General features: G+C 68.1%; 18 protein-coding genes. 7 read left to right on the forward strand and 11 right to left on the reverse strand.

The annotated features are described in order from the left end of the window. Window positions 1-69: 69 nt before the first annotated feature. Window positions 70-354, reverse strand: a complete 285-nt coding sequence (locus tag AB7E03_RS08095; protein ID WP_489942885.1) for a PIN domain-containing protein — start codon at window positions 352-354, stop codon at window positions 70-72. 29 nt (window positions 355-383) lie between these two features. Beyond that, window positions 384-596, reverse strand: a complete 213-nt coding sequence (locus AB7E03_RS08100) for a hypothetical protein (RefSeq protein ID WP_489940862.1) — start codon at window positions 594-596, stop codon at window positions 384-386. Between the two features lie 71 nt (window positions 597-667). On the opposite strand from AB7E03_RS08100, the gene purU reads away from it, so the two are divergent. The 3 genes from purU to nagA are packed head-to-tail and all read left to right on the forward strand — an operon-like array spanning window position 668 to window position 3,068. Beyond that, window positions 668-1,531 carry a formyltetrahydrofolate deformylase gene (gene purU, locus AB7E03_RS08105; protein ID WP_489940864.1) on the forward strand — a complete coding sequence of 288 codons (864 nt, stop codon included), beginning with the start codon at window positions 668-670 and terminating at the stop codon, window positions 1,529-1,531. Window positions 1,532-1,551: 20 nt separating this feature from the next. Further along, on the forward strand, window positions 1,552-1,914 hold the full coding sequence (locus AB7E03_RS08110) for a YrdB family protein (RefSeq protein WP_489940866.1): 363 nt from the start codon (window positions 1,552-1,554) through the stop codon (window positions 1,912-1,914). After that, window positions 1,911-3,068: an N-acetylglucosamine-6-phosphate deacetylase gene (gene nagA / locus AB7E03_RS08115; RefSeq protein ID WP_489940868.1), complete on the forward strand. Its 1,158-nt coding sequence runs from the start codon at window positions 1,911-1,913 to the stop codon at window positions 3,066-3,068. The genes AB7E03_RS08110 and nagA overlap by 4 nt, the downstream gene beginning before the upstream one ends. Before the next feature lie 79 nt (window positions 3,069-3,147). On the opposite strand, the gene nagB is transcribed toward nagA, so the two are convergent. The 8 genes from nagB to AB7E03_RS08155 all read right to left on the reverse strand — a co-directional run bounded on the left by nagB (window position 3,148) and on the right by AB7E03_RS08155 (window position 12,373). Beyond that, entirely contained in the window at window positions 3,148-3,933 is a 786-nt protein-coding gene (gene nagB, locus AB7E03_RS08120; RefSeq protein ID WP_489940870.1) for a glucosamine-6-phosphate deaminase, read from the reverse strand. Next, complete coding sequence (locus AB7E03_RS08125) at window positions 3,933-4,829, reverse strand: ROK family protein (protein WP_489940872.1); 897 nt, start codon at window positions 4,827-4,829, stop codon at window positions 3,933-3,935. The genes nagB and AB7E03_RS08125 overlap by 1 nt, the downstream gene beginning before the upstream one ends. Further along, window positions 4,826-6,385, reverse strand: a complete 1,560-nt coding sequence (locus tag AB7E03_RS08130) for a glycoside hydrolase family 3 protein (RefSeq protein WP_489940874.1) — start codon at window positions 6,383-6,385, stop codon at window positions 4,826-4,828. The genes AB7E03_RS08125 and AB7E03_RS08130 overlap by 4 nt, the downstream gene beginning before the upstream one ends. Continuing rightward, complete coding sequence (locus AB7E03_RS08135; RefSeq protein ID WP_489942886.1) at window positions 6,382-7,293, reverse strand: carbohydrate ABC transporter permease; 912 nt, start codon at window positions 7,291-7,293, stop codon at window positions 6,382-6,384. The genes AB7E03_RS08130 and AB7E03_RS08135 overlap by 4 nt, the downstream gene beginning before the upstream one ends. Next, on the reverse strand, window positions 7,287-8,243 hold the full coding sequence (locus AB7E03_RS08140) for a carbohydrate ABC transporter permease (protein WP_489940876.1): 957 nt from the start codon (window positions 8,241-8,243) through the stop codon (window positions 7,287-7,289). The genes AB7E03_RS08135 and AB7E03_RS08140 overlap by 7 nt, the downstream gene beginning before the upstream one ends. Before the next feature lie 93 nt (window positions 8,244-8,336). Then, window positions 8,337-9,686 carry an extracellular solute-binding protein gene (locus AB7E03_RS08145; RefSeq protein ID WP_441781417.1) on the reverse strand — a complete coding sequence of 450 codons (1,350 nt, stop codon included), beginning with the start codon at window positions 9,684-9,686 and terminating at the stop codon, window positions 8,337-8,339. Between the two features lie 81 nt (window positions 9,687-9,767). Next, window positions 9,768-10,967 carry an ROK family transcriptional regulator gene (locus tag AB7E03_RS08150; protein ID WP_489940878.1) on the reverse strand — a complete coding sequence of 400 codons (1,200 nt, stop codon included), beginning with the start codon at window positions 10,965-10,967 and terminating at the stop codon, window positions 9,768-9,770. A 53-nt stretch (window positions 10,968-11,020) separates the two neighbouring features. Continuing rightward, window positions 11,021-12,373 carry a cytochrome P450 gene (locus AB7E03_RS08155; protein WP_489940880.1) on the reverse strand — a complete coding sequence of 451 codons (1,353 nt, stop codon included), beginning with the start codon at window positions 12,371-12,373 and terminating at the stop codon, window positions 11,021-11,023. 118 nt (window positions 12,374-12,491) lie between these two features. On the opposite strand from AB7E03_RS08155, the gene AB7E03_RS08160 reads away from it, so the two are divergent. Continuing rightward, the gene (locus AB7E03_RS08160) at window positions 12,492-13,286 is read left to right on the forward strand and encodes an SDR family NAD(P)-dependent oxidoreductase (protein WP_489940882.1); all 795 of its coding nucleotides are present in this window, start codon (window positions 12,492-12,494) and stop codon (window positions 13,284-13,286) included. 95 nt (window positions 13,287-13,381) lie between these two features. Here AB7E03_RS08160 and AB7E03_RS08165 read toward each other — a convergent pair whose 3' ends face one another. Continuing rightward, complete coding sequence (locus tag AB7E03_RS08165) at window positions 13,382-14,596, reverse strand: NADP-dependent isocitrate dehydrogenase (protein ID WP_489940884.1); 1,215 nt, start codon at window positions 14,594-14,596, stop codon at window positions 13,382-13,384. A 146-nt stretch (window positions 14,597-14,742) separates the two neighbouring features. On the opposite strand from AB7E03_RS08165, the gene AB7E03_RS08170 reads away from it, so the two are divergent. The 3 genes from AB7E03_RS08170 (at window position 14,743) to AB7E03_RS08180 (ending at window position 16,069) form a co-directional block, all read left to right on the forward strand. Then, the gene (locus AB7E03_RS08170) at window positions 14,743-15,195 is read left to right on the forward strand and encodes a GNAT family N-acetyltransferase (RefSeq protein ID WP_489940886.1); all 453 of its coding nucleotides are present in this window, start codon (window positions 14,743-14,745) and stop codon (window positions 15,193-15,195) included. Next, entirely contained in the window at window positions 15,192-15,584 is a 393-nt protein-coding gene (locus AB7E03_RS08175; protein ID WP_489940888.1) for an MGMT family protein, read from the forward strand. Before AB7E03_RS08170 ends, AB7E03_RS08175 begins: the two co-directional genes overlap by 4 nt. Before the next feature lie 62 nt (window positions 15,585-15,646). Continuing rightward, on the forward strand, window positions 15,647-16,069 hold the full coding sequence (locus AB7E03_RS08180) for a hypothetical protein (RefSeq protein WP_489940889.1): 423 nt from the start codon (window positions 15,647-15,649) through the stop codon (window positions 16,067-16,069). The last annotated feature ends 12 nt before the right edge of the window (window positions 16,070-16,081 follow it).

Below are 16,081 nucleotides of genomic sequence, written 5' to 3' on the forward strand. Positions count from 1 at the left end.
CGTCAACAGCCGCGCCGTCAGGCCGACCACGGGTTCACGACGGGGATCCCCACATCGATGAAGTCTTTGTCACGCGTCGCGACCGCTTCCGATAGGACGTCCCGCCGAAAAGCGGAGCGAGGTGATGTTGGCGCACTCCGACGCCGCCAGCATGCCAAAGGGAAGAGTCCGTGGCCGAAACCGGTCCAGCAGTTCGAGGATGACATTCGCGCGGTTCTCGGATTTCGGGCTGTCATCCATCCGATTCGCTCCTGTGAGCATTTCTGCGACGGTGACCGTGGAGATGTATAACTCCGACTCCAGTCGGGAGTCTAGCCATGCGATCACCCGAGGATTCGGCCACGGCTGGAGCATTTCGGAGACCACATTCGTATCCAGGACAATCACTGATCGAGCGCTTCAACCCGGTTGCGGACGTACTCCACCATCCCGATCTTGCGAACACCGGGTCGAGGATCGACGGGCTGTCCCACGGCGGCCTGGCCGATCACGTATTGCAGCTCTTCGATCACCGTGCGGCGGGAGTGCTCCGCCAGTCGACCAATCGCTTCGTAGATGTCTTCGTCGATGCCGACGGTCACCATCATCTGTTTCATGGGAGGCCTCCTAATGCAGACATATTTTGCATATCACGTCAGCCTAGCACGGCGACCGCTACCCTGATCTGGTGACCGACTCCTCCCCCTCCAATCACTGGGTGCTCACCTTCAGCTGCGCCGACCGCCCCGGGATCGTGCACGCCGTCAGCGGCGCGATCGTCGCCGCCCGCGGCAACATCACCGAGAGCCAGCAGTTCGCGAGCACCGACACCGGTCGCTTCTTCATGCGGCTGCAGGTGGAGTCGGCGGCAGGTCGCGACGAGTTCGAGCGGGCCCTCGCCCCCGTCGTCGAGACGTTCGGGATGACGCACCGCGTCGACAACGTCGGTCGCCCACTGCGGACGCTCGTCCTGGTCTCTAAAGCGGCCCACTGTCTCAACGACCTGCTGTTCCGGCAGCGGGCGGGACAGCTGCCGGTCGAGATCCCGCTGGTGCTGTCCAACCACGACACGTTGAGCGACCTCGCCGGCTTCTATGGCGTGCCGTTCGAAGCCCGGACAGTCACCGGGCCCGAGTCGAAGGAGGCGTTCGAGGCGCGCATCCTCGACGCGGTTGAGGAGCACGACATCGAGCTCGTGGTCCTCGCCCGCTACATGCAGATCCTTTCGCCCGAGCTGTGCCAGCGGCTCGCGGGCCGGGCGATCAACATCCACCACTCCTTCCTCCCCGGCTTCAAAGGCGCGAACCCGTACCGGCAGGCCCACGCGCGCGGAGTCAAGCTGATCGGCGCGACCGCCCACTTCGTCACCAGCGACCTCGACGAGGGGCCGATCATCGAGCAGAACGTCGTGCGGGTCGATCACAGCAACACGGTGCAGGAGCTGGTCGCGATCGGTCAGGACGAGGAGAGCCGCACGCTCACCCAGGCGGTGAAGTGGTTCGCCGAAGACCGGGTGCTGCTCGACGGCGCCCGCACCATCATCTTCCGCTGACGGTCGCGTAGTCTGCTGTGGTGACATCCGCACCCGAACAGCACGCCCGCCCGAGCGTCGGGCCGAACGACATCCTGCGCTTCGTCCTGGAGCTGGTCGCCATCGTGTCGCTCGGCATCTGGGGCTTCCTGGCCTGGCCGCTGCCCTGGAACATCGTGGTCGGCATCGGTGCGCCGGTCATCGCGATCCTGCTGTGGGCGCTGTTCCGCTCGCCCCGGGCGGTGCTGCACGTCGACCCGTTCGTCAAGGCGATCGTCGAGATCGTCGTGATGGGGTCGGCCGCTTTCGCCTGGTGGGACCTCGGGCAGCCCGTCGTGGCGATCGTCTTCGCCGTGATCGCGACGATCAGCGGCGTCCTCAACGGCCGGCGCGAGTTCTCATGACCGGCCTCGTCGTCCACAGTGCCCGCAAAGTGGATGCGGAGGGCCTGGTCGACGACTTCTGGCTGGTCACCGACGGCGCGCACATCACCGCGACCGGCACCGGCGCGAGCTGGCGCGAGGCGGCCCGCGACAACGCAGACGCCCGTGTCATCGACGCGAAGGGGCACTGGCTGACCCCCGGCTTCATCGACCTGCACTGCCACGGCGGAGGCGGCCATCCGTACGACGACGGCATCGAGCAGATGCGCGCGGCACTCGCCACTCACCGTGCCCACGGGACCACGCGCTCACTCATCTCGCACGTCGCGAACCCGCTGGCGTCGCTGCGCGAGAGCCTCGGCGTCGTCGCCGAACTCGCCGCCACCGACCCGCTCGTGCTCGGCTCGCACCTGGAGGGTCCGTTCCTCGCTCCAGAGCGGCGTGGCGCGCACGACGCGCGCTTCCTCCGCGACCCGGAGCCCGAGGCCGTCGAGCAGCTGATCGCCGCAGCGCGCGGCACCCTGCGCACCGCGACCATCGCCCCGGAGTTGCCTAATGCGCTCGAGGCGATCGGCGTGCTGATCGAGGCGGGCGCGGTCGTCGGCGTGGGGCACACGACGGCCGACTACGACCTAGCGGCCCGCGCTTTCGAGGTCGGAGCGCACCTGCTGACGCACGCGTTCAACGCGATGCCCGGCATCCATCACCGCGCGCCGGGGCCGGTGCTCGCGGCCATCGACAACTCCGAGGTGACGCTCGAACTCATCCTCGACGGGCTGCACGTGCATCCCACCGTCGCGGCCATGCTGTTCCGCGAGGCGCCGGACCGCGTCGCCCTGGTGACCGACGCAATGGCGGCCGCGGGCGCGAGCGACGGAAACTACCGTCTCGGCGACCTCAACGTCACCGTGCACGACGGGCTCGCGCTGCTGTCCGGCACCAACACGATCGCCGGCTCGACCTTGACGCAGGATGCGGCGCTCCGCAACGCGGTGACGCGCGCCGGAGTGGACCCCGTCCACGCCGTCGCGGCCCTGACCCGCACGCCGGCGCGGGTGCTCGGCGAAAGCCACCGCCTCGGCCGGCTGCACACCGGGTACGTGGCCGACGCGGTGCTGCTCGACCACGACTGGCGCGTGACCACGGTGGTCGCCGACGGCGCCGTCCTCAGCTGACGCGATCCCCAGCCGCCGAGCGGTGAGTCGTTGCGCGAATCGCGGCCGAGTGGCGACATGATGTCACCACTCGTGGCCGCTACAGCGTCTGCCAGGCGGGCTTGTTGGCGTAGGCGTAGCGGTAGTAGTCGATGTTCTTCAGCCGCGACGCGGCCGCTTCATCGACGAGCACCGTGACGTGCGGGTGCAGCTGGATGGCCGAGCCCGGGTTCGAGGCCGACACCGGCCCTTCGACCGCGCCGGCCAGAGCCTCCGCCTTGCCCTCACCGAACGCCAGCAGCATCAGGTGGCGGGCTTTCAGGATGGTGGACAGCCCCTGCGTGATGCAGTGCATGGGCACGTCGTCCTCGGAGTCGAAGAAGCGGGCGTTGTCCTTGCGTGTCTGCTCGGTCAGCGTCTTCACGCGGGTGATCGAGGCGAACGATGAGCCGGGCTCGTTGAAGCCGATGTGGCCGTCCGTCCCGATGCCGAGCAGCTGAACATCCACTCCGCCGGACTCGGCGATGGCCTTCTCGTAGTCGGTGCCGGCGTGCTCGATGCCCTCCAGCGACCCGTTCGGCACGTGGATGAGCGACGGCGTCAGGCCCAGCGGCTCCACCACTTCGCGGGTGATGACAGCGCGGTACGACTCGGGGTGGCCCGCGGGCAGGCCCACGTACTCGTCGAGGGCGTAGCCGCGGACGTGGGAGACATCCACACCGCGTTCGCGGATGCCGCGCTCCAGGGCCCGGTAGACCGCCAGCGGGGTGGAGCCGGTGGCGAGCCCCAGCACCGCCTCGGGTTTCGCGGCGATGAGGTCCAGGATGCTGCGCGCGGCGAGGTCGCCCGCGGCGTCCTGGTCGCGGACGACGACGATTTCGGCCATCAGTTCTCTCCTACGAGCGCCGCGCCCAGGGCCGCGACGGGGGTGCCTTCCGGAACGAGGCGCACCCGGGCGGGAAGGTCGAGCGACGCCAGGAACGGCGACGTGCGCTCCCAGTCGTGCAGCACCTCGTGGACGCCACCCAGCAGGCGCGACCCCAGGTGGCTCAGTCCGCCGCCGATGACGACGGTGCCGACATCGACGGTGAGCACGAGGACGCGCACCGCGGAGGCGATGCCCGCAGCCAGCCTAGCCGTGATCGCCCGGGCTTCGGGGTCGCCGGCGGCGGCCGCTGCAAAGAGAGCGCGAACGGGTAGCGGGTCATCGGTCGGCCACTGCCGTGCGACGCCCGAGCCACTGGCGACCGTCTCGAGGCAGCCCCGCTGTCCGCAGGCGCAGAGGGCTCCGTTCGGGTCGACCGGCAGGTGGCCGATCTCGCCGGCGATGCCCGTGCTCCCGCGCCACAGCCGGCCGTCGACGACGATGCCGGCGGCCATGCCGGTGCCGAGATTGAGGAACGCCATCGTGCCACTCAGCCCGAGCAGGTGATAGGCACCGAGGGCCGCGGCCTTCACGTCGTTCTCGACGCGGACGCCGACCCCCAGCCGGCCGGCGAGCATCCCGCCGAGTTCGAGTCGCTCAAGCCCCAGGTTGACGGCGTGAGCGACGTGGCCGGATGCGGTGTCGACCATCCCGGGCACACCGATGCCGATGGACTGGAAGCCGCCGGGCGCGAGGCCGGTGAGCTCGCCGATGCGAGCGACCGCCGTGACGGCCGTCTCGACGACGGCTGCGTCGCCGAACCCGGTGGCCAGCCGGACACGCTGCGCGAGCGCGCCCAGGTCATCGACGGCGACCGCGTCGGTCTTGGTTCCGCCGATGTCGATGCCGAGTCTCACGAGCGGCGCCCGAGCAGTTCCAGCAGCGCGCGGCCGACCAGCCGCGAGGCGCCGAAGGTGGCGATGTCGGCGTAGGCGCGGTCGTCGCTCGGCCAGCCCATGTCGACGACGAGCACGCGCTCCCGCTCGGCCCGGAGGCGGTCGATCGCGGCGCGCGCGAATACGTGCCGGTGGTTGTCCCTGCCGATGACGAGGACCGGCGACTGCGCGGCGAGCACGAGGTCGGGATGGTCGTCCTCGGTGAAGAGGACCGCCGGGTTGGCGCTGAACGCTGCCGCCCACGGGCTCGCCGGGTCGGCCTCCACCTCGGCGAACGGTCCCCAGGGCGCTGTCCCGACCGCGATGTTCGCAACCGTATCGATGCGCACCACCGAGTATCGTCCCCCGCCGTGCTCCCCCAACCACTCCTTCGCGTACGCACTGACCTCAAAAGCCCGCCCGACCGCCGCCACATCCCCCTCCCAAACCACCGCTTCCTCGGAAAGTCCGTTCTCCGACGGCGTGTCGGAGTCACTTTTCGAGGAATCGATGGGTGGGGTGAGTGAGCGGGCGAGGGTGAGGACGCGGGAGGCGGCGGCGGCGACGCGGGCAGGAGCGAGGCGGCGGGAGGTGATGGCGGCGGCGATCGCATTCTCGATGGTGGCCAGCTGCTCGTCGGTGTTCTCGGTGCCGATGCAGAGCAGGTCGCAGCCGGCCGCGAGCGCCAGAACGGCCGCCTCCGGAATGCCGCGCTCCCCGCTCGCACCGTGCATGTCGAGCGCATCGCTGACGACGACGCCGTCGAATCCCAGCTCGCCGCGCAGCATCCCCTGGATGATCGCCGGGCTGAGCGTCGCGGGAAGCACCGCGTCGAGCTGCGGCAGCAGGATGTGCGAGGTCATCACGGCGCGCGCCCCGGCCTCGATGACGGCGAGGAACGGCACCAGCTCGCGCTCGCGCAGTTGCTCGGCCGACAGGTCGACCACGGGCAGCTCGAGGTGTGAGTCCGTGCCGGTGTCGCCGTGGCCGGGAAAGTGCTTCGCGGCGACGGCGACGCCCGCGGACTGCAGTCCGCGCGTCCACGCCGCCCCGTGCTCGGCCACCACCGCGGGCGAGGTGCCGAAGCTGCGGACGCCGATCACCGGGTTGTCCGGGTTGGAGTTGATGTCGATGTCGGGCGCGAAGTCGAGGTTCACCCCGGCCCCGCGCAGCTCCTCCCCCACCCGCTGAGCGACGCGCTGCGTGTATTCGGCGTCGCCGAGCCGGCCGAGGATGGCGTTGCCCGGGTACGGCGATCCGCTCCCGTAGTACAGCCGGGTGACGTCGCCTCCCTCCTCGTCGATAGCGACGATCGCGTCAGGGTTCGCCGCGTAGATCGCGTCGGTGAGGGTGCGCAGCTGGTCGGCCGAGACGATGTTCTGGCCGAACAGGCACACTCCGCCGAGACCGCCGCGGAGCCGCGCCTCCAGCCACCCGGGCAGCGTCGTCCCGAGGAACCCTGGGAGCAGGGTCGCAGCGATGCTGCGGCGCAGGTCCGGATCGATGACGGCGGTGTCGGCGAGGGACGCGCCGCTCACCCCTTCACCGCCCCGCTGACCAGGCCACTCGTCATCCGGCCCTGCACGATGAGGAAGAAGATGATCACCGGGACGGCGACAAGCGTCGACGCCGCCATGACCTGACCCCAGTCGGTCGCCCGGGAGGCGGACTGCTGCACGAACCCGCGCAGCCACAGCGGAAGGGTCGCACTGCTCGACTGCGGCAGGATGACGAGCGCGACCGTGAACTCGTTCCAGGCCTGCAGGAAGGCGTAGACGCCCGAGGCGACGAGTCCGGGCGCCAGCAGCGGGAAGGTGATCCGCAGGAACGCCTGCGTTCGGCTGAGGCCGTCCACCATCGCGGCCTCTTCGAGGTCCGCCGGGATGCCGGCGACGAAACCGCGCAGCATCCAGATCGTGAAGGGCACGACAGCGGCGATGTACAGGATGCTGACGCCGATGACCGTGTTCAGCAGCCCGAGCGTGCCCATCAGCTTGTACTGCGCGATGAAGAGGCCTTCCGCCGGAAGCATCTGGATGAGCAGCACCGCGAGCACGAACGACCGCCGCCCGCGGAAGCGGAACCGGCTGATGGCGAGGGCGGCGAGGAAGGCGAACGCCAGGCAGCAGACCACCGTGATCAGCGCGACGGCGACGCTCATCCCGAGCGCCGGGAAGAACGTGCCGCCATCGACGACGGCCGAGAAGTTGTCGAACGAGCCGCCGAACGGCAGCCAGGTGGGCGTCGAGTTCTGCAGGAGCACGTTCGGCAGCAGCGACGAGTTCACCATCCAGTAGACCGGGAACACCCAGATCAGGGCGAGCACGACGGCGAGCGCGCCGAGGAGGACACGGGACGGGCGGATGCGGCGACGGATACGCGGGCGCTCCTTCACGGCAGGCGGTCGGGTGCCAGATTTGCGGAGCGGGGTGGCGGCGGTCACGATTCGTCCTCCTTGAGCAGGGAGCGCACGTAGAACCAGCTGAGTGCGATGGTGAGCACGAGCACGAAGACGCTGACGGCGCTGGCCATCGCGAAGTCGCTCGAGCCGACGCCGAGCTGGTAGATGTAGGTGCCGAGCAGGTTCGTCTCGCTGGCGATGGAGCCCTTGTCCTGCAGCAGCTTGATCTGGGCGAACACGCGGAGGTCCCAGATGATCTGCAGCAGCAGCACGATCCCGAGCACCGGCCGGATGATCGGCAGGATGATGTAGCGCAGTCGCTGCCAGCCGCGCGCCCCGTCCATCTGCGCGGCCTCCACGACCTCGGTCGACACCTGTGTCAGACCGGCGTACACCGAGAAGGCGACGAAGGGGACGCTCATCCACGTCACGATGACCATCGCGACGAAGAAGAACGAGAGCGGGTTCTGCAGCCAGTTGTGGTCCTGGAAGTCGAGCCCCCACGAGGTGAGGGTGTAGTTGACGACGCCGCGGCGCCAGTCGAAGAGCCAGTTCCAGACCGTCATCGCCGCGACCACGGGCATCGCCCAGGCGAGCAGCAGCGAGACCTGCAGGATGATGCGGACGGCCTTGTTCACCGCGTTCATGAGCAGCGCCATGCCGATGCCGATGACGACGGTGACGAGGGCCGTCACCAGGCAGAAGGCGATGGAGCGCCCGACGACCACCCACGTGTAGGAGTCGGTGAACAGGGTGATGTAGTTCTCGAACCAGACGAACTCGGCCGGCTTGCCGAACTGCTGGGCGAGGCCGAAGTGCTGCATCGAGGTGACGAGCTGCCACACGATCGGGTAGCCGAGCGCGACGAGCAGGATGATGATGGCCGGCAGCAGCAGCGTGTACGGCGTGAGCTTCCCCCGGCGGCGGCGCTGGGCGTCCCGCTTCGGGATGTGCGGCGGGGCCACGGCGATGCGGGTGTCCTCGGTGGCGGTCACGTACGGCCTCCTTCCGTGATTGTGGTCGAGTTGACGCAACACGCCGCGCCGGTGCGTTCCGGCACGGCGTGTTGCGTCAATCAGGTTGACGAGCTAGCTCTTGACGTTGAGCAGCGCGTCGATCTTCTTGTCGTACTCCTGCGCCAGTGCCTTCAGGTCCGCGGCGTCACGGATCTTCGAGAAGAACTCCTCCATCACGTTGCCCGCCTCGACCGACGCCCAACCGGGTGCGGCCGGGGTCAGCTTGGAGTTGGAGGCCGACTCGATGAGCGCCTTGGCGAACTGGTCGTCACCGAGCGAGGAGGTGTACTTCGAGTTCGCCGGGCCGAGGCCGTTCTTGCCCAGCATCTCCTGGTACTCCTTGGAGAACATGATCTTCAGGAGGGTCTTCGACAGACCCGGCTCCTTGGTCTTCGCCGAGATGCCGATGTTGGAGCCGCCCGCGAACACCGGGGCCGGCTTCCCGTCGTTGCCCGGGAGGACGAAGGTGCCGAAGGTGGCGTCGTTCCAGGTGCGGGTCGGCTTGCCGTCGTCGCCCTTCCCGAGGTCGCCGATCGACCAGTGCGCCCATCCCGGAGCCATGATGGTGGCGGCGGCGAGAGAGGTGTCACCCGTCTTGTTGCCGTCGGCGTCGAGCGTCTGGTCGGTGTCGTTGAGGTAGATGTACTGGTTCGAGTCCTTGGCATCGTTCGGCGCCTTGGATGCGTTCTTGTACAGGTCCTGCAGCTGCTGGAGGCCCTTCAGCGAGTCCTCGGACTCGAGGGTGGCCTTCCACTTGTCGCCGTCCTTCTTGGCGATGTCACCGCCGTTGGCGAAGATCCACGAGATGCCGTCGCGCCAGTCCTGCCCGCCGAGGAAGAAGCCGGAGAAGTTGGCGATCCCCTTCGGGTTCTTGGCCGTGATGTCCGTCACGCCCGTGTTGAACTGGTCGAGCGTCGTGGGGACGCTCACGCCGGCCGCCTGGTAGACGTCCTTGCGGTAGAACATGTAGCGCGATCCGAAGTAGTACGGCAGCGTGTAGTTCTTGCCGTCCACCTTGCCGGCCTCGACGAACGACTGGAGCAGGTCGCTCCCGCCGAGGTCCTTGTACATGTCGGAGATGTCGAGGAACGCCCCGACGTTCGTGAAGGTCGGCGACTGGGTGTTGCCCATCTCCGTCACGTCCGGCGTGTTGTTGGCGTCGGGCAGCGCGGTGGTGAGCTTGGTGACGATGTCGCCCCAGTCCTGCTGCTCGATCTTCAGGTTCGCGCCGGTCTCCTTGTTGAACTCCGTCTTCAGGTAGGTGCGGAGTGCATCCGGAGTGTCGGAGCCGACGAGCCACAGGGTGACCGTCTTGCCCTTGCCGTCGGTGCTGGCTCCGGTGGAGCCTCCCGAGGCGCATCCGGCGAGCACGAGAGCGGAAGCTGTTGCCACAGCGGCGAGGCCGACGAGCTTTCTCTTCATTGCTGGTTCCTTTCGTGAATGTCGGTGTGTGCGGGTGCAGACACCGTCGGTGCAGGGGTCGTTGATTCGGGTGGTGCTGTGTTAAGAGACCCCGAGTTGTCCGGAGAGGACGAGTACGGCCGCGCCGCGGAGGACGATGTCCTGCCCCTGCGTGGTCATCCGGAGGGACAGATCGGCGTGGTTCTCGGCCATCGTCCGGTTCCGGAGCGTGTGGACGGTCGCCTCGGCGAGGGGACCGTCGAGCAGTTCGGTCGGGCCGCTGAGCACGATCTCCGACAGGTTGAGCGCGCCCACGACGGGCGCGAGCGCGATCCCGAGGCGCTGGCCGGCTTCGCGCAGGATGGGCGTCGCATCCACACCGTCGGCCTGCGCCTGCTGGATGCCGCGCTGCAGCTGCGGGACGCTCAGCCAGTGCTCGAGCACCTGATCCCGGCTGTACGTCGCCTCCAGGCCCAGGTCGGTGCCGACCATGACCTGCCCGATCTCGCCGGCGGCGAAGTGGCTGCCGTAGACGAGAGCGCCCGCGACGAGGAGGCCGGCGCCGATGCCGTGGCCGATGCGGATGAGCATCATGTCGCCCTCCGCGTCGCCGTAGGTGTGCTCCGCGAGGGCTGCGACGTTGGCATCGTTCGCGACCACGACCGGGCGTCCGGTGCGGGAGGCCAGCTGCTGCTGGAGCGGCAGGTCCAGCCAGCCGAGGTTCGGCGCGGTGAGGATGGTGCCGGCCAGGTCGACGACACCGGGCGATCCGACGCCGATGCCGAGGATCGGCGCAGTGGCGGCAGCGACCAGCCGGTCGACGAGCGCGTCCACCTTGGCGGCTGCGGCGTCGCCTGTGGCGGGGTCGACAGCGCCGGGATCGGCCGCTTCACCGTCGGCGAGCATCACCTCGGCGCGGGCCAGGATGTCGCCGTCGAGGTTCATGACGGCGCCGCGGAAACGATCGTGGTCGCTGAGGTCGACACCGATGATCTGGTGGGCCGCACGGTCGATGTCGAGCAGCACGGCGGGCTTGCCGGGCCGCGCCGATTCGCGCTGGCCCAGCTCGATGACGAGACCCTCTGCCAGGAGTTCGGCGACAAGATCTGAGACGGTGACGCGCGTCAGCCCGGTCTCCCGTGCCAGGTCGGCCCTGCTCCGTTGCCCCGAACGGTACAGCGTCTGCAGGACGAGCGACCGGTTGTGGCTGCGGGCGTGCTCCGGAAGCACTTTGGCGCGCGGACGGAGCACGCGGCCCGGGGTCAGTCCCCCGGTGCTGCTCTGCACCTCGGTCGTCGTCATGTTTGTTAGTAAAGCTTACGAACAAATGAGGCGCAAGAGCGGAAACCTATTTGTTACATTCGCCGTTTCAGCTCAGAGATGGGAGCGAGCCGGAACCGGTAGTGGTTCTTTGAGGAGAGGACCCCGACGAACATATCGCCGTAATCGAACCCTTCCACCGGCTGTATGTCGTAGGCGAGCACGATGCGCGCCAACAGGTACATCGCCTGACGCAGTGCGAAGCCCTGTCCGGGGCAGCGGCGATCTCCCGTCGAGAACGGGATGAAGTGTTTCGCGGCGCCGACGGCCATCCCCTCGAACCGGGACGGGTCGAACTCCGACGGGCGCTCCCAGAAATCCGGGTCCTTGTGAACGACCAGCGGCATGATCGCGAACAGGCTCCCTTTCGGAATGCGCCGGTCATCCAGCTGGTGCTCCGCCAGGGCCTCCCGGCCGATCACTGCGTACGGGGTCTTCAGCCGAAGCACCTCGAGCAGGAAGCGCCTCACGCCGTCCAAGCGGGAGGCGGAGCGCAACGTGAGGCCTGCACTCCCCTCCAACTGCTCCACCTCCGCGCGGACCGCCCGAGCCTGGTCGGGATGAGTGGCGAGGAAGTAGAGCGCCTTCGACAACAGCTTGTCGAAGGGATCGCTCGCCAGGTAGAGCGCGCTCAGGATCTCTCCGCGCAGGAGTGCGATCGCACGACGGTCGGCTCGGCGGATGCCCTCTCGCTGAACCAGATCCTCCACATAGCTGTCCGGCCGCTCGCGGAGCTCCAGGTGCCTCTCCAGGACCCGCTTCACCAGTCCGTCGCGGAACCGGAGAGCACGCACGAGCTTCGGATTCAGCCGCATCGGCACCCGGATGAGCGCGAACTGCCGCCTGAGCATCGCTGTGACCACCGCGTACTTGTGCCGGTCCAGGGCGTCGAAATCCAGATCGCCGATGGACTGGTGAAAGAAGTTCTCGCTGGCGATCGAGGTGGAAAGCCTCAGCAGGTCGATGCTCGCGTCCACTGTGCCGCCTGACTCCGCCGCCGCATCCCATCGCTCGAGCATGTCGTGCAGGGCGCGCTCGGTGATCCGTTCTGTCCGGCGATCCGTCGAGACGTGCCGGTCGAACAGACCCTGCTTGTCCGCCCACCCCTGGTCGCGACGAAGCGTGTTGAGCGAGTTGCCGGCGATGTGGTGGATCGTCGAGCGGGTGTCGATCTTGTCGTAGACCCGCTCACGGTCCTCGAGGATGAGGGCGATGGCTTCGGGATCACTGGCGAAGAACAGGTGCTTGTGGAAGAGACGGATGTGCACCAGCTTTCCGTAGCGATCGGCGACAGACTCGGACACCTTCAGGAGGTCGTGCCGCTTCAGTTGCACCAGCAGCGCGAGCGAGGCTCCGAGGCCGGGGCCCTCGCGACGTCGTCGTTTCATGGCGGGTCCTTTCCGGGGAGCCCGGCCAGTCTTGCCGGTCGACCCGATTCGACGCACAACGAGGATGGCCGCAATCGCCGCCCGCGCTGCCCCCGCAACCCCGCGCTAGGCTCCCGCCATGACCACAGAACCCACTCCCGAAGCATCCCGCCGTGCCCCGTTCTCCCTCGCGGGATCGCGCGCCCTCGTCACGGCAGCCAGCCGCGGACTCGGGCGGGAGATCGCGCTGGAGCTGGCCGGCCAAGGGGCGGACGTCGTGCTCGGCGTCCGCGACCCGGAGGGGTCGGCCGCGCTGGTCGACGCGCTGCGCGCGTTCGGCGTCCAGGCGACGGCCATCCGCATGGATGTGCTTGATCTGGATGCCTGCCGCACGGCGATCGACGCGGTCACCGCCGACCTCGGGCCGATCGACATCCTGGTCAATAACGCAGGCGGCGGCATCGATGCGGCCGCGCTGGAGGTCACCGAGGACGACTTCGACCACGTCTGGCGGCTGAACACGCGCTCGACGTTCTTCCTATCGCAGCACGTCGCGAAGAGCATGCTCGCGAACGGAGGCGGCTCGATCGTGAATATCGCCTCTCAGGCGGGACTCGTGGCGCTCCCCGGTGAGTCGTCGTACTGCACCGCCAAGGCGGCGGTCGTGCACCTCACCCGCTGCCTGGCGGTCGAATGGGGCCAGTACGGCATCCGGGTGAATGCCGTCGCACCGACCTTCATCGAGACCGACGGCACGTCGGCGGCTCTCTCGGACGACGTGTTCCGCGCCGACACCGTCGAGCGCATCGCGGCCCTCCACCGCATCGGTGTGCCGCGCGAGGTCTCCGGCGCGGTGGCGTTCCTGGCCTCCCCCGCCGCATCCCTCGTCACCGGCCAGACCCTCGCGATCGACGGCGGCTGGACCGCGCGCTGACCCGCGCTGCGCACCATCCCCGTTAACGATTCGTGCCGAATGTCGACTTCCGCAGCGCGAAAGCCCACATTCGGCACGAATGCGAGCGACGAGGCTCAGGCCAGGCGCGTCTTCAGGTTCTCGCTGATCGCGTCGAGGAACTCCTCGGTAGTGAGGAACTTCTGCTCGGGGCCGACGAGGAGGGCGAGGTCCTTCGTCATCTTGCCCTCCTCGACCGTCTTCACCACGACGTCCTCGAGGGTGTGGGTGAAGTCGATGAGGTCCTGGTTGCCGTCGAGCTTGCCGCGGTGCGCGAGGCCGCGCGTCCAGGCGTAGATCGAGGCGATCGGGTTGGTCGACGTGGGCTTGCCCTGCTGGTGCTGACGGTAGTGGCGGGTCACCGTGCCGTGCGCGGCCTCCGCCTCGACGACCGAGCCGTCCGGAGTGGTCAGCACCGAGGTCATGAGCCCGAGCGATCCGAAGCCCTGCGCGACGGTGTCGGACTGCACGTCGCCGTCGTAGTTCTTGCAGGCCCAGACGTAGCCGCCCTCCCACTTGAGGCTGGAGGCGACCATGTCGTCGATGAGGCGGTGCTCGTAGGTCAGGCCGGCGGCCTCGAACTTGTCCTTGTACTCGGCGTCGAACACCTCCTGGAAGAGGTCCTTGAAGCGGCCGTCGTACGCCTTCAGGATGGTGTTCTTGGTCGACAGGTACACCGGGTACTGGCGGTCGAGACCGTAGTTGAAGGATGCGCGCGCGAAGTCGCGGATCGACGCGTCCTGGTTGTACATGGCGAGCGCCACGCCGGCGCCCGGCGCCTGGTAGACCTCGAACGACTGGGCCTCGCCGCCGTCGGTCGGCTGGAAGCTGAGGGTCAGCGTCCCCGGGCCGTCGAAGACGAAGTCGGTGGCGCGGTACTGGTCGCCGAAGGCGTGACGGCCGATCACGATCGGCTTGTTCCAGCCCGGCACCAGCCGCGGGATGTTGGAGATGATGATCGGCTCGCGGAAGACGACGCCGCCGAGGATGTTACGGATGGTCCCGTTCGGGCTCCTCCACATCTTCTTCAGCCCGAATTCCTCGACCCGCGCCTCGTCGGGCGTGATGGTCGCGCATTTGACGCCGACGCCGTGCTTCTGGATGGCGTGAGCGGCGTCGATCGTGATCTGGTCGTCGGTCTCGTCGCGCTTCTGGATGCCGAGGTCGTAGTACTCGAGGTTCACGTCGAGGTACGGGTGGATGAGAGAGTCTTTGATGGCCTTCCAGATGATGCGTGTCATCTCGTCGCCGTCGAGTTCGACGACCGTTCCGTCAACCTTGATCTTGTCCATGGTTCTCCTGAGGTGTCTGCCGTTTTACGCCGACGACAGCTTACCTGAGCGCGACAACTATCTTGACATCGAGACAGTTTCTCTCGGCGGACGGTCGGGAAGAGCGCGACTATGCTGCGATCGTTCCCGCACGTTACCCTTTCGTCATGGCTGAGTTGAGACTGGAAGAGTTGAGCGCGCGGACCGTCGTGGCGGCGAACGCGCTGACACTGAAGCCGGGCCAGGAGCAGTTCATCGCTCCGGTCTCCTACTCGGCTGCGGCCGCGGTCGCCGACCCGAACACATCGTGGCAGCGCGTCGTGCTCGACGGCGACGAGGTGGTCGGCTTCATCATGGGCAATTTCGACCCGAACGCGGAGCACGACGAGTTCAAGGCGATCCTCTGGCGCATCAATGTGGATGCGGACGATCAGGGTCGCGGGATCGGCACGTTCGCCGTCCGCGCCCTCGCCGACGAGGCACGCGCCCGCGGGCACGACCGTCTCCACGTCATCTGGGAGCCCGGCGAGCAGGGCCCGGAGCAGTTCTTCCTGCGCAGCGGCTTCCAGCCGGTGGCCGAGACGCAGTACGGCGAGACGATCGGCGCGCTCCACCTTTGACGCAGGATGCGCCGACGGACCATCGGTCGACAGAGGCCGCGCCCGGCAGCGACTCGTTCGTCGAGCGTGTCCTCGAGGTCGTCGACGCCATCCCGCCCGGTCGGGTCATGACGTACGGCGATGTCGCCGCGACTCTCGGCTCGCGCGCCGCGCGGATGGTCGGCCAAGTCATGGCCTACTACGGCAGCGACGTGCCGTGGTGGCGTGTTGTGCGGGCGAGCGGCCATCCGGCTGTCAATCACGAGCACATCGCCCTGCAGCACTACCGTGCCGAGGGCACGCCGCTGCTTGGGGGCGGCAGCGCGCTGTATCGCGTGGACCTGCGGGCCGCTCGCGTCGGGTCACACGAACCGCAGCACGACGCGCGGAATCATTCCTCCGACCGATGAACCGTTCAGTTCCGTAGTGTTCACTTCGTAAGAGAACCCTGTCCCCTTACCCTGGAGCTGCCGTGCCCCGCATCCGTACCGCCGGAGTCATCGCGACGACGTCCGCCCTCGCCTTGGCCCTGTCCGGTTGCTCGGTGGTGAGCGCCTTCGAGCCGCACGTCGACTCCGCCATCTGGGACACCGCGAAGGAGATGAAGGCCTCGAACACAGCGGTCTTCGGCTCCCCCACCTTCATTCCGGACGACGCGACGATCATCCGTGTCGACTACGACACGCAGGCGGGAACCGCGATCCTGACCTACACCTCCAAGACGCACGTCATCCCGAAAGTCTGCACGAAGTCGGTCCCCATGCCGAAGCCGGACATCCAGGACAGCTGGTGGCCGGTCGACGGCCTCCCCCCGAAGGCGTCCGGCTGCCCGGGCGGCTGGTCGGCGTTCACCGTCGGCGACCAGGTGTGGGCTGCGAAAGCCCCGACGAAGTAGGGCCGATCCTGA

The organism is Leifsonia sp. RCC_180, assembly GCF_058138205.1.

What these genes read in the sequence shown, in the direction of transcription:
- AB7E03_RS08095 (WP_489942885.1), bottom strand. Translation starts at nt 354, where the DNA reads ATGCTCCAGCCGTGGCCGAATCCTCGGGTGATCGCATGGCTAGACTCC.
- AB7E03_RS08100 (WP_489940862.1), bottom strand. Translation starts at nt 596, where the DNA reads ATGAAACAGATGATGGTGACCGTCGGCATCGACGAAGACATCTACGAA.
- nagA (WP_489940868.1), top strand. Translation starts at nt 1,911, where the DNA reads ATGACCGGCCTCGTCGTCCACAGTGCCCGCAAAGTGGATGCGGAGGGC.
- nagB (WP_489940870.1), bottom strand. Translation starts at nt 3,933, where the DNA reads ATGGCCGAAATCGTCGTCGTCCGCGACCAGGACGCCGCGGGCGACCTC.
- AB7E03_RS08145 (WP_441781417.1), bottom strand. Translation starts at nt 9,686, where the DNA reads ATGAAGAGAAAGCTCGTCGGCCTCGCCGCTGTGGCAACAGCTTCCGCT.
- AB7E03_RS08150 (WP_489940878.1), bottom strand. Translation starts at nt 10,967, where the DNA reads ATGACGACGACCGAGGTGCAGAGCAGCACCGGGGGACTGACCCCGGGC.
- AB7E03_RS08155 (WP_489940880.1), bottom strand. Translation starts at nt 12,373, where the DNA reads ATGAAACGACGACGTCGCGAGGGCCCCGGCCTCGGAGCCTCGCTCGCG.
- AB7E03_RS08160 (WP_489940882.1), top strand. Translation starts at nt 12,492, where the DNA reads ATGACCACAGAACCCACTCCCGAAGCATCCCGCCGTGCCCCGTTCTCC.
- AB7E03_RS08165 (WP_489940884.1), bottom strand. Translation starts at nt 14,596, where the DNA reads ATGGACAAGATCAAGGTTGACGGAACGGTCGTCGAACTCGACGGCGAC.
- AB7E03_RS08170 (WP_489940886.1), top strand. Translation starts at nt 14,743, where the DNA reads ATGGCTGAGTTGAGACTGGAAGAGTTGAGCGCGCGGACCGTCGTGGCG.